At 62.7% G+C, this 11,946-nt stretch carries 9 protein-coding genes and 1 tRNA gene; 3 read left to right on the top strand and 7 right to left on the bottom strand.

Features of this window, described 5'->3' with window-relative positions; all coding sequences use genetic code 11:
• Window positions 1–30 precede the first annotated feature (30 nt).
• The 7 genes from E4634_RS10845 to E4634_RS10875 all read right to left on the bottom strand — a co-directional run bounded on the left by E4634_RS10845 (window position 31) and on the right by E4634_RS10875 (window position 7,693).
• On the bottom strand, window positions 31–1,725 hold the full coding sequence (locus E4634_RS10845; protein ID WP_135443753.1) for an AAA family ATPase: 1,695 nt from the start codon (window positions 1,723–1,725) through the stop codon (window positions 31–33).
• Window positions 1,726–2,033: 308 nt separating this feature from the next.
• On the bottom strand, window positions 2,034–3,476 hold the full coding sequence (locus E4634_RS10850; protein ID WP_135443755.1) for a coniferyl aldehyde dehydrogenase: 1,443 nt from the start codon (window positions 3,474–3,476) through the stop codon (window positions 2,034–2,036).
• 137 nt (window positions 3,477–3,613) lie between these two features.
• On the bottom strand, window positions 3,614–4,768 hold the full coding sequence (locus tag E4634_RS10855; protein WP_135443757.1) for a phage tail protein: 1,155 nt from the start codon (window positions 4,766–4,768) through the stop codon (window positions 3,614–3,616).
• Between the two features lie 15 nt (window positions 4,769–4,783).
• Window positions 4,784–5,377 carry a tail fiber protein gene (locus tag E4634_RS10860; protein ID WP_135443759.1) on the bottom strand — a complete coding sequence of 198 codons (594 nt, stop codon included), beginning with the start codon at window positions 5,375–5,377 and terminating at the stop codon, window positions 4,784–4,786.
• 148 nt (window positions 5,378–5,525) lie between these two features.
• The gene (locus E4634_RS10865) at window positions 5,526–6,536 is read right to left on the bottom strand and encodes an MBL fold metallo-hydrolase (protein WP_167854857.1); all 1,011 of its coding nucleotides are present in this window, start codon (window positions 6,534–6,536) and stop codon (window positions 5,526–5,528) included.
• A 63-nt stretch (window positions 6,537–6,599) separates the two neighbouring features.
• On the bottom strand, window positions 6,600–7,274 hold the full coding sequence (locus E4634_RS10870; RefSeq protein ID WP_135443763.1) for an SEL1-like repeat protein: 675 nt from the start codon (window positions 7,272–7,274) through the stop codon (window positions 6,600–6,602).
• A gap of 343 nt (window positions 7,275–7,617) precedes the next feature.
• A tRNA-Asn gene (locus E4634_RS10875) sits at window positions 7,618–7,693 on the bottom strand.
• Window positions 7,694–7,861: 168 nt separating this feature from the next.
• Here E4634_RS10875 and uvrB point away from each other — a divergent pair.
• The 3 genes from uvrB to E4634_RS10890 all read left to right on the top strand — a co-directional run bounded on the left by uvrB (window position 7,862) and on the right by E4634_RS10890 (window position 11,901).
• Window positions 7,862–9,880 (top strand): excinuclease ABC subunit UvrB, encoded by a 2,019-nt coding sequence (gene uvrB, locus E4634_RS10880; protein WP_135443765.1) that lies wholly within the window; start codon window positions 7,862–7,864, stop codon window positions 9,878–9,880.
• A 72-nt stretch (window positions 9,881–9,952) separates the two neighbouring features.
• Window positions 9,953–10,246 (top strand): hypothetical protein, encoded by a 294-nt coding sequence (locus E4634_RS10885; RefSeq protein WP_135443767.1) that lies wholly within the window; start codon window positions 9,953–9,955, stop codon window positions 10,244–10,246.
• Window positions 10,247–10,350: 104 nt separating this feature from the next.
• Window positions 10,351–11,901 carry an arylsulfatase gene (locus E4634_RS10890; RefSeq protein ID WP_135443769.1) on the top strand — a complete coding sequence of 517 codons (1,551 nt, stop codon included), beginning with the start codon at window positions 10,351–10,353 and terminating at the stop codon, window positions 11,899–11,901.
• The last annotated feature ends 45 nt before the right edge of the window (window positions 11,902–11,946 follow it).

Consider the following 11,946-nt stretch of genomic DNA (forward strand, 5'->3'; position numbering starts at 1 on the left):
CCGGCAAACCGTCTTCCCGCCGATCCACCCTCAGTGTTTTTCCAGCCCGCGGAAGATACTGCAGCGCTCGAACACTTCCAGCGACGGCTCGACGTTCTTGTGGTGACAGTACTTGGCCACCAGCTTGGTCAGGCCCTTGATGTCGCGTCCGCTGGCCTGGGGGAACAGGTCGGCCAGCAGGGCCAGTAGCTCGTCGCTGGTGGCGAGGTTGAACTGCTCGGTCATCACCTGCCAGATGCGCAGGCGGTCCGCGCGGTCCGGCGGCGAGTAGCGAATCACCGCGATACAGCGCGAGACGATGGCTTCGTCGATGTCGTCGGTACGGTTGGTGGTCAGGAACAGCAGACCGTTGAAGTACTCCAGTACCCGCAGGAATACGCCGACCACCGCGTTGGCGGCGAGGTTGTCGTCGCGGCGCTTGATGTACACGTCCGCCTCGTCGATCAGCATCACCGCGCCCCAGCGCTGGGCGCGGGTCAGGGTCTCTTTCAGCGCCTTTTCCATCTCGGCGACGTTGAGCCCGAGCTGGCCGGAGTGCACGCGGTACAGGGGGCGCTGGATGATCTCCGCATACACTTCGGCGGTGAGCGTCTTGCCGACACCGGCGGGACCGCAGCACAGTACCGTGGTGCCGCCCGACTTGCCCTCGACGATATCGTCCATGAGCATGTCCATTTCAGCGGTGAGGATGTCGATCAGGTCGGTCTGCTCGGCGGGCAGGATCAGCTTCTGTTTCAGCGCCGGCTGGTAGTCGTAGGGCGCCATATCGTCCACGTGCACCCACAGGTGGTGGTGCAACTCCAGGTGGAACATGAGGATGTAGCCGTGCACCGGCAGGCGGGTGAACAGGCCGTCGGGGATGTCGTCGGAGAGTTTCTCCGCGGCGCGCTCCACCGCGTCGTCGTAGTTGGTGCTGCGGCCGGCCTTGCGCAGGTACTTGGCGAGGATATTCCCTGTGGCGTCCAGCGACAGCGCGCGTTCGCTCAGGATCTCCTCGTCGTTGACCAGGCGGGCCAGCGCGCCGCTGGAGGAGAGGATGACGCGGCTCTTGCGCGACCAGTCCGTATTGCGATGGGATGCGGTGGGGTCATCGGCGTAGATGCCGGTGCCGCGGCCGGCGAATTGCCGCCCGTAGTCCGCGCGCCACTGGAAAAAGCGTTCCGTCGAGCGCTCGTAGCCGTCCATCAGTTCGGCGGTTTCCTTGAAGTAGCCGCGGTCCGCAAACAGCTGCGCGACGGTCTTGCCGGCGATGTCCCGCTCGCGAATGGTCAGCGTCTGGCTGGTGATCTTGCCCATGGCGTTGGCCTGCAGTTCGATCAGTACGCGGCCGGTTTCCTCCTCGCCGGCCGGCGTGTAGTCGATGCGCGCCACCAGGTAGGCGATGGGCTTGCCCGTGGTGTTGGCCTGGAACAGCCAGCCGCAGATGGCGTCCTGCAGCAGGTACTCGGTGATGCCGGCGACCAGGTGCTCGAGTTCACCTTCCTGGAATACACGCAGTTCGGCGCGCAGGGCCGACTGCAAGGTGGCGATCTGTGCCGCCCGGCCGCGCATGCCGGTGCCGGCCTGGCGGTAGAGTTCCGCCAGGAAGCCGAGCTGCGGGTCGGACAGCTGGTGGCTGGGAATCTCGGCGCGGTTGCCGAACTTCAGTTGTTCGGTGTAGGGCGCGATCTCCGGGTAGCGTTCGGCCATGGCTTCGACGAAATTGCGCTCGACCAGCAGTTTCATTGCGCTTTGCTCCTGTGCGGGTGATAGCGGGTCACCACGGGAGTGGAGCAAGATTCAGGCCGCGACGTTCCGGGCCAGGCGCTTTTCAGGAAAATCCCGCAAAAACAGGTGGATAGATATGTCTGTGGCGAAAGCCTGCAGCAGCCGGCTTGTCGGCTTGGTGACAAGCCCGGCGGGAACCGGCAGGGACGCGACAATGCAGGTAGCGCCCGGGGTCCTGGCAAGCGAACGCGCCTGCGTCTTTATTAGCCGGTTGCCTGAGCGGCGCGAGGGCAGGTCGCTCGCGCACTACAGGTCGCGCGACCGCGCTAGAAAAAGCGCAGTTTCAACATCAACCGGTACAGCCAGTTGAAGGTCCGGCCGTAGGGGGGATAGAGCAGCGGCAGGGCGGTGGCCCGCGCCTGCCTGAAGATCGGGCGCAACTTGCTGAATTCCGCAAACCCCTCGTAGCCGTGGTAGTGGCCCATGCCGCTGGCACCGATACCGCCGAAGGGCATGTCGTGCTGGGCCACGTGGAAGGAGCAGTCGTTGATGCTCACGCCGCCGGACAGCGTGTGCTTGATAACGTGGTCCTGCAGCGCCTTGTCCGAGGTGAACAGGTACAGCCCCAGCGGCCGGTCGCGGCCGTTGATGTACGCCAGCACCTCATCGATATCGCGATAGGTGCGCACCGGCAGCAGCGGGCCGAAGATCTCTTCTTCCATGATTTTCATCTCATCGGTCACGCCCAGCACCAGGTGCGGCGGCAGCAGCCTGCGCTCGGGATCCGGCGCGTACTGCGGTGTGAGATTGATGACCTGTGCACCCCTGGCCGCGGCATCGTCCAGGGTGGCGGTGAGCCGGGTGTAGGAGCTGTCATCGATGATTGCGGTGAACTGGCCATTGCCCGGGTCCGGGTAGCGGCCCGCCACGATTTTTTTTGCGGCTGTGACGAAGTCCTCGAGCCTGTGTTCGGGCAGGCAGACATAGTCCGGGGCGACGCAGGTCTGCCCGGCATTCATGTACTTGGTGAACAGGATACGGCTTGCGGCCGTTTGCAGGTCGAAGTCCTCAGCGATGATGGTGGGCGACTTGCCGCCGAGTTCCAGTGTCACCGGCGTCAGGTGCTCGGCCGCGGACTTCATCACCGTGCGGCCGCTCTGTGCGGAGCCGGTAAAAATCAGGTGGTCGAAGGGCAGGGTGGTGAAGTCGGCACCCTTCACACCGGGGAGGATCGCCAGCGTGCTCTCATCGAATTCGCCGGCGACCAGTTCGTGCAGCAACTGGCACAGGTTGGCCGAGTTGGCCGCCATCTTCACCATGCAGCGGTTGCCCGCCGCCATGGCGCTGGCCAGCGGACCCATGACCAGGAACAGCGGGTAGTTCCACGGGGCGACCACGCCGACCACGCCCTTGGGCTGCGGCAACACCCGGTTGCTGGCCCCAGCGAACCAGACGGACACATGGCGCCGTCGCGGTTTCATCCAGCCTTTGAGGTGTTTGCGGCAGTAGCGCAGGCCGTCCACCGAGGTGAACAACTCGAGCAGCTTGCTCTCCTGCACGGCGCGGTTGCCGAAGTCCTCGGAAATGGCCGCAGTGATCCTGTCCTGGTTGTCGATCAGCAGGCGTTCGAGCTTGAGCAGGTTCTCGCGGCGTTGCTCGTAGCCCGGGTAGGGGTCTTGCAGGTAGGCCTTGCGCTGCAACTGCAGGATGCGCTGCGCTTCATTCGCGGGTTGTTCGGGGAATTGGAACGACTGTGCCGATTGGGCCATGGTCCAGGCTGCTCCCGGTTGCTGAGGGGGACGGCGTGTATGGTAGCAAGAAAAATGAAAAAGCCCCGGTGAATATCACCGGGGCTTTCATCGCAGCTCGTGCGGTCATTGAGCCTTCGCATACGCGCGTCGCGGCGCTACACCTGCTTCACCTTGATGATGTGATCGACGTAGACGTTGATTGGGCGCGTCTCGTCGTCGCCGCCACCAGTGACGTTGTGGGTGTGACTGCCGGCGCTCGAGGTGGTCGCAGTGAGCGGGCCGAATTTGGTCACGGAGTGGCCGGCGCAGGCGTTCTCGATGTAGGTGGAGACTGGCAGGTGCGGGGCGTTGTGGTCGTGCAGGCCCGTGGAAACCAGGGTGAATTCCCGGGTCACCGGCAACGCAGTAGCGAAGGACTGCAGCGAACCGACCGAGGACTGCGGGAAGCCGGTGTCCTGCCGGAAGCGCCGGTGCTCGTCCGGGTCGCGAGCCCCGCCCTCGGCATGGGTGGCGCCGTCGGCGACGCCGCGAATGAACAGGCCGCGCAGGTCCGGCAGGTCGAAGTTGCTGGAATCGCCGCCGTAGAGCGTACCGATCGCGGCGAACAACTCGGGAAAATCCGTCGCCGCAACCGTTCGCCCGCGGCAGGCCTGCCAGCCCTGTGCGGCGAGCGCGACGGCGTTGCTACCGGCATCGGCACCGTAGGCCACGATGCTGCCGATGGGTGTCGTCGAATCGTCGGCGGCCAGCGAGAAGCGGATGATCCAGTTCATGTAGACATTGCCGGGCCTGGATTCGGTGTCGCCACCGAGAATATTGTGCTCGTGAGCGCCGTCGGTGCTGGTGTTGTTCGAACCGCTTTTCCAGGCGGCGCCCTTGTTGCCGGTGATCGCTGCGGCGCAATCGTATTCCTCGTCCGGTAGTCCCGGTACCAGGTGGTCGTGGTCACCCTGCGAGTCAGTGGTGAAAGCGATCGACGGGCCGGCTGTCGCGCTGTCCTGGACTGAGCCGACGTTGTCGCCGGAAGCGCCGCCGGAAGCGGCGGCCTGGCGTTTCGCCGCGTCCGGGTCGCGTTGCGCGAGGCCGTCGAGCGTGCGCACGAACTGGCCGCGCAGGTCGGGCAGCAGGAAGTCCGGATTGCCATTGCCGCCGTTGCTGGTGCCGATCACATTGAACAGTGCGATGTACTGGGTATCGGTGCGGTCGAGTTCGCGCCCGTCACAGGGCAGGTAGCCAGCGGCGGCGAGGGCGGTTTCGTCGATGTCGCCGGCGAAGGGCAGGATGGTGCCTACAGGTACGTTCAAAGCCATGGTGGAGTCTCCCGCTTACGACAGCGTCTTGAATTTGATGAGGAAGTACTGGGCCATGTTGGCCGGCCGTGTCTCGCTGTCGCCGCCACCGGTGATGGTGTGCGAGTGCAGCCCGGCCTGCTTGGTCTTGACCGAACTGCTGGAGTTCCACTTGGCACCGACGCGGCCCACGCTGCCGGCGTAGGCCTTGTGGTTGCTGTCGGGCAGGTGATCCGCGGAATGGGCGTGATCCCCGGCGCTGTCCGAGTCATAGTCGGCGTTCGGTTTGGCCGTGGCGTAGGCCTGCACCGATCCCACCGCGTTGCCGCTGTTGCCGCCTGCTGCGGGTGCGGTGCGCGAATCGGTATCCGGGTCCACCGGCCGCCCGAGTTTGCGCGCATCGCCGTTGACCCCGCGCACGAACATGCCGCGCAGGTCAGGGACGTTGAACAAAGCGCCGGAGCCGCCGTGTGCATAGCCGATGGCGGCGAACAGTTCGGCGAAGTCGGTGGTCGAGTACTGGCTGCCGTCGCAGATCAGCCAGCCCTGTGTATCCAGGGTGATAGTAGTGCTGGACGTGATCGGTCCGGCGTAGTTGATAATGCTGCCAACGGGCATGTTGTCTGCCATTTACTGCTCCTTGTTGTTATTGGCCGGCCCCTGGCCGGGGCCGGGTGGGGTGTTGCTGGAGCAAGTATAGGTAGGGCAGGTGACCCCGTTTGGAAATGTGGAGATTTTTAAGTGTGGGGAATGCGCGGACTTGGCCGCGCCGAAATTTTCAGTAGCGCCCCAGGTCTTGCGCCACGGTGACCTTGCCGCTGTAGTGCCGTTTTACGCCCTCCGTGTAGGCATCGTCCGGGTCTTCCTCCCGGCCGGGCATGATGTGGGTGAGTACAACTTCGCCGACACCTGCGGCGGCCGCCAGCTTGCCGACTTCCTCCGGGGTGGTGTGGTACTGCTCGGATTTCTCCAGCATCTTGTTCAGCAAAAAATCAGGCAGGGCGGACATGAAGCCCTTGGCGCGGATGTTCTCGGCCATCAGCCCGCTGTTGAATACCTCGTGTACCAGCAGGTCCGCGCCTTTGGCAAACTCGACCAGTTGCGGGCAGGGCCCTGTGTCGCCGCTGAATACAATGGTGCGATCTGCGGCCTCGAAGCGAAAGGCGTAGCTGCGCTCAATACCCGTCTCGGTTTGCAGTGGCTTGTCGTGATGGTAGTGGCAGTTCTCGATGGCATAGACCTTCACATTGGCGTCCTTGAAGATCCTGACCGGCTTGCTCGCTTCGCCGATGTTGTGCACATTCACGTCGCCCTCGAAGCTGCCCATGCGCGGCAGTGGCGAATCTTCCGTGCGGATGTCGGCGTTCACCTTGTAGGATTGCAGGAAGCCGTCGACAACCTGCTGCGTGCCCGCCGGTCCGAAGATCGCATAGTCGTCGCGATTGTTCAGCGACCAGCTCAGGCCCATCAGGGTGCCGAGGTCCGCGTTGTGGTCGTCGTGGTTGTGGGAGATGAACACCTTCTTCACGTCCACCAGTTCGATGCCGGCGGACTGCAGTTGGCGGGCGACTCCGTTCCCGGCATCGATCAGGTAGGTTTCCCCGCCGACCTGCAGTGCGTGGGCGGGTTGTGCGCGATAGGCGTTGGGCTGCGGGCCGCCCTGGGTGCCGAGGGCGATAAACACGGCGGAGTCGGCATCTGCTGCCGAAGTTGTCGAGGTGATGGCGGCGAGGAGGATTGCTCCCACCAGGTGTCGCGGCTTTGAATTGAGATTGAACGCGAGCTTCATTGGCTGCCTGTTCCTGTTATATGGTTGGGGCATGGTTTCGGTATTTTTCTTCGGGGGATGATTCTACAGACGCTCCCATTCCGCACCAAATTCATCGACATATGCGCGCAACTTCGGGAAGAGCTTTTCCAGATCCGCTGCACTTTTTAGCGTTGGACTGGTTGCACCAATTTCATCTTTGATCTGTCCGGCTTTTTTTGGATTTATTTCAATGTTGTAGTCGCCAGTTGTGTACAAGTAATACGAGATAAGCACACAGGTCGCAAAGTCTTTCCGGCGCGCCGTTGAGAGATACTCCTCAGCCAGTTCAAGGTTTTGAGCGACTACTCGCCCTGTCAGGTTGAGCAGTCCCAGATAGCAATTGGCTTTGCCCAATACGTCGCCTTTCTCGACGGCCAGATTTAGCCAGGAAGTCGCTTCGATATATTGGTTCGGGTCTTTTATTTCATGGAATACCACGCCCGCCGCATCAGCGTAGTTCCAGGGCCGTTGCTTCGCCCTCGAAAGAAAAATCTCCTTGGCTTTTTCCAGATCAACTTTCCTGTGCAAACCGTACATGTAGCAAAGTGGCAATGCGTCCATGTTGTCATGCTTCTCGGCTTCCACATCCGATGTGTATGTAGAACACAGGTTTTTTGAATATTCATCCAGGGACTCAAGCCCGGTGATGCTTTCGCTGGCGTAGCCGGGTGCGGATAGAAGTAACGCTGGAAGGAGCGAATACAGTGTTTTCGACATGTTTGATGACACAATTTGTTGGCAAAATCAGGATTGAAGTTCGCCATATTGAGATTGTACAGATCAATCGTCCTAGCCAGGGTGACTTGGCTGCTTCCTTTTTGAAGTTCACTTGATCTTATTGTCGTGCTCAAGGCAACCCGCGCCGTAGAACAATTTCGTGGTCACTGGCAGTTTATCTGGCGTGAGCAGTGTCGCTGAAGGTGCTATAGATTTTTTGAAGGGCAAATAAAAAGGGGCTGCATCGCTGCAGCCCCTTGGTACTCTTGATGTCAGACCTACTGTTGATGTCAGACCTACTGTTGATGTCAGACCTGATGCCAGGCCGATATCACTTCATGTATGGCTCCGCCTGCTGGGCTCGAACCAGCGACCCAATGATTAACAGTCATTTGCTCTACCAACTGAGCTAAGGCGGAATGGCATTAACCAGAGGCCGCGTATAATAATGATCGAAGTGGGTGGGGTCAACAGCTATTTGGCCGCGAAACACGGGAAATCGACAATTCCCCCTCGAGGCTGCATTTGTTACCTAACTATATGATAATGAAGGGCTAATTTTTAACCACCGCAGAGGTATCGCCGCCGTGACGCGCCCTTTCAAGGTCGAATCCAGCTACCAGCCCGCCGGCGACCAGCCGCAGGCGATCCGCGAGCTGGTGGAGGGCCTGCAGGCCGGCCTGGCCTCGCAGATCCTGCTCGGGGTGACCGGTTCCGGCAAGACCTTCACCATGGCCCACGTAGTGCAGGAACTGCAACGGCCCACCCTGGTGATGGCCCACAACAAGACCCTGGCCGCCCAGCTGTACGGCGAGTTTCGCGATTTCTTCCCCAACAACGCGGTGGAGTACTTCGTCTCCTACTACGACTACTACCAGCCTGAGGCCTACGTGCCTTCCTCGGACACCTATATAGAGAAGGACTCCTCGGTCAACGAGCACATCGAGCAGATGCGCCTTTCCGCCACCAAGGCGCTGATGGAGCGCGAAGACTGCCTGGTGGTCGCCACCGTATCGGCCATCTACGGCCTGGGCGACCCGAAGTCCTACTTCCGCATGGTGCTGCATTTGTCGCGCGGCGAGATGATCGACCAGCGCGGCATCCTGCGCCAGCTCGCCGAATTGCAGTACACCCGCAACGACGTGAACTTCACCCGCGGCACCTACCGCGTGCGCGGCGACGTGATCGACATCTTCCCCGCGGACTCGGAGCGCGAGGCGGTGCGCGTTTCGCTGTTCGACGAGGAGATCGAGGACATCCTGATCTTCGACCCGCTCACCGGTGCGATCGAGCGCAAGGTGCCGCGGGTGACCATCTTCCCCAAGAGCCACTACGTCACCACCCGCGACGTGATGCTCGACGCGGTGGAGCAGATCGAGATCGAGCTGGACCAGCGCCTCAAGCAACTCAACGAGGCGGGCAAGCTGGTGGAGGCCCAGCGCCTGCAGCAGCGCACCCGCTACGACCTGGAGATGATCCGCGAGCTCGGCTACTGCCAGGGTGTGGAGAACTACTCGCGGTATCTCTCCGGCCGCGCGGCGGGGGAGCCGCCGCCGACCCTGTTCGAATACCTGCCGGAAAACTCGCTGGTGATCATCGACGAATCCCACGTGACGATTCCGCAGATCGGCGCCATGTTCAAGGGCGACCGTTCGCGCAAGGAAACCCTGGTGGAGTACGGTTTCCGCCTGCCCTCGGCGCTGGACAACCGGCCGCTGCGTTTTGAGGAGTGGGAGCGGCTGTGTCCGCAGTCGCTGTACGTGTCCGCCACCCCCGGCCCCTACGAACTGGAGCACGCCGGGCGCACCGTGGAGCAGGTGGTGCGCCCCACCGGCCTGGTGGACCCGCAACTGGAAATCCGCCCGGCCACCACCCAGGTGGACGACCTGCTCGGGCAGATCAACACCACCGTGGCGCGCGGCGAGCGCGTGCTGGTCACCACCCTGACCAAGCGCATGGCGGAGGACCTCACCGAGTACCTGGACGACAACGGCATCCGCGTGCGCTACCTGCACTCGGACATCGACACAGTGGAGCGGGTGGAGATCATCCGCGACCTGCGCCTGGGCAAGTTCGACGTGCTGGTGGGCATCAACCTGCTGCGCGAGGGCCTGGACATGCCCGAGGTGTCGCTGGTGGCGATCCTCGACGCGGACAAGGAGGGCTTCCTGCGCTCGGAGCGTTCGCTGATCCAGACCATCGGCCGCGCCGCGCGCAACCTCAACGGCCGCGCCATCCTCTACGCGGACAACATCACCGGCTCCATGCAGCGCGCCATGGCGGAGACCGAGCGCCGCCGCGAGAAGCAGCTGGCCTACAACGCCGAGCACGGCATCACCCCGCGCGGCGTGGAAAAGGCGATCGCGGACATCATGGAGGGCGCGCGGCGGGCGCCTGCAAAAGGCAAGGGCAAAGGTCGCAAGGTGGCGGAGCAGCGCGTTGCCTTCGCCGCGGATATCGCCGACCTCACCCCGGAGGCGCTGGCGCGCAAGCTCAAGCAGATGGAAGCGCAGATGCAGGAGCATGCCAAGAACCTCGAGTTCGAGGAGGCCGCGGCCCTGCGCGACCAGCTGGCGGAGCTCAAGCAGCAGGCCTTCGTCAACTGAGCCTGCGCGGGACGCAATCTGCACTATAGTTACCGGCGCAGGTTCCCTCGTTCAACGCAGGAGAGCGCAGGCATGAAACCATCAGTCACTATCCTGGCAGGCGCCGGGTTGTTCCTCCTGGCCAGCGTCACGCGGGCCGACCTCAAGCCGGACATCCTGGAATGCGACGCGGAGAAAGCCGCGCGCAATGCCGCCATGGAAGCCACCGTCGGTGTGCACGGGCGCTGCGACCCGAAGCGCCTCGCCGACAAGAAAAAAGAGGCGGGTAAGGATCATTTGGACGACGCCCGCGACAAGGCCGGTGACAAGCTGGACAACGCCAAAGACGATCTGGACGACAAGGCCCATTCGCTGAAGCGCGACTGAGCCCTCCCGGGGGACAGGCCGGGGCGGCTTTTGCTGGCAATCTCGCCGCTATCGCCTATGCTGTAGCGGGTACTAATTTTCCTCCCCCGCAAGAGGCCTACTCGATGCCAATACTAAAACGTCTAATCACCGCAGCTGCGCTGGCCATTATCGCCGCCGGCGCGCAGGCCGCCGACAAACCCAACATCCTCGTGGTGTGGGGCGACGATGTCGGCCAGTCCAATATCAGCGCCTACACCATGGGCATGATGGGCTACCGCACCCCGAACATCGACCGCATCGCCAACGAGGGCATGATCTTCACCGACTACTACGGTGAGCAGAGCTGCACCGCCGGCCGCTCTTCCTTCATCATGGGCCAATCGGTGTTCCGTACCGGCCTGTCCAAGGTCGGCCTGCCCGGCGCCGACCTCGGCATGCGCGAGGAGGACCCGACCATCGCCGGCCTGCTCAAGAACCAGGGTTACGTCACCGGCCAGTTCGGCAAGAACCACCTCGGCGACAAGGACGAGCACCTGCCCACCAACCACGGCTTCGACGAGTTCTACGGCAACCTCTACCACCTGAACGCAGAGGAAGAGCCGGAGAACGAGGACTACCCGAAAGATCCTGAATTCCGCAAGAAATTCGGCCCGCGCGGGGTGATCAGTTCCACCGCGGACGGCAAGATCACCGATACCGGCCCGCTGACCAAGAAGCGCATGGAGACCGTGGATGACGACACCGCGGCCCGCGCGCTGGACTTCATCGACCGCGCAGTGAAAGCCGACAAGCCCTTCTTCGTCTGGTGGAGCGGTACGCGTATGCACTTCCGCACCCACGTCAGCGAGGCCAAGATGGCCCAGTGCAAGGCCCAGTACCCGCGCGCGGACGAATACACCTGCGGCATGCTGGAGCACGACGCCCACATCGGCCTGTTCCTGAAGAAGCTGGATGACCTGGGCATCGCCGACAACACCATCGTGTTCTACTCCACCGACAACGGCCCGCACTACAACACCTGGCCGGACGCGGCGTCTACGCCGTTCCGCGGCGAGAAGAACACTAACTGGGAAGGCGGCTGGCGCGTGCCGGCCATGGTGCGCTGGCCCGGCAAGATCGAGTCGGGTTCCGTGTCCAACGAGATCATGCACCACATGGACTGGCTGCCCACCTTCCTCGCCGCCGCAGGCGAGCCCAACGTGAAAGAGGAACTCCTGGATGGCTACCGTGCCATCGGCCGCAAGTACAAGGTGCACCTGGACGGCTACAACTTCCTGCCGCTGCTCACCGGGCAGACCAGCGAGGGGCCGCGCCACGAAATCTTTTATTTCTCTGACGACGGCGACCTGACGGCCCTGCGCTACAACGACTGGAAGGCGATCTTCATGGAGCAGAAGGCCACCGGTACCCTGCGCGTGTGGATGGAGCCTTTTGTCCCGCTACGCGTGCCGCTGATCTTCAACCTGCGCCGCGACCCCTACGAGCGCGCCGAGATCACGTCCAACACCTACTATGACTGGGTGATCGACCGCGCCTACCTGCTGGTGCCGGCACAGGCCTACGTGGCCAGCTTCCTGGAGACCTTCAAGAAGTACCCGCCGCGGCAGAAAGCGGCGAGCTTCAGCCTGGACCAGGTGATGGAGCAATTGTCCACACCGCCCGGCGCACCCTGATAACACAGTGCTGAGACGAGCCCGCGCACCCACAAGTGCGCGGGT

The organism is Mangrovimicrobium sediminis, assembly GCF_004745945.1.
In the GTDB taxonomy this organism is placed as follows: Bacteria; Pseudomonadota; Gammaproteobacteria; order Pseudomonadales; family Halieaceae; genus Mangrovimicrobium; species Mangrovimicrobium sediminis.

Coding starts and splice junctions, on each gene's coding strand:
- E4634_RS10870 (WP_135443763.1), bottom strand. CDS start 7,274: ATGTCGAAAACACTGTATTCGCTCCTTCCAGCGTTACTTCTATCCGCA.
- E4634_RS10850 (WP_135443755.1), bottom strand. CDS start 3,476: ATGGCCCAATCGGCACAGTCGTTCCAATTCCCCGAACAACCCGCGAAT.
- E4634_RS10860 (WP_135443759.1), bottom strand. CDS start 5,377: ATGGCAGACAACATGCCCGTTGGCAGCATTATCAACTACGCCGGACCG.
- E4634_RS10890 (WP_135443769.1), top strand. CDS start 10,351: ATGCCAATACTAAAACGTCTAATCACCGCAGCTGCGCTGGCCATTATC.
- E4634_RS10865 (WP_167854857.1), bottom strand. CDS start 6,536: ATGAAGCTCGCGTTCAATCTCAATTCAAAGCCGCGACACCTGGTGGGA.
- E4634_RS10845 (WP_135443753.1), bottom strand. CDS start 1,725: ATGAAACTGCTGGTCGAGCGCAATTTCGTCGAAGCCATGGCCGAACGC.
- E4634_RS10885 (WP_135443767.1), top strand. CDS start 9,953: ATGAAACCATCAGTCACTATCCTGGCAGGCGCCGGGTTGTTCCTCCTG.
- E4634_RS10855 (WP_135443757.1), bottom strand. CDS start 4,768: ATGGCTTTGAACGTACCTGTAGGCACCATCCTGCCCTTCGCCGGCGAC.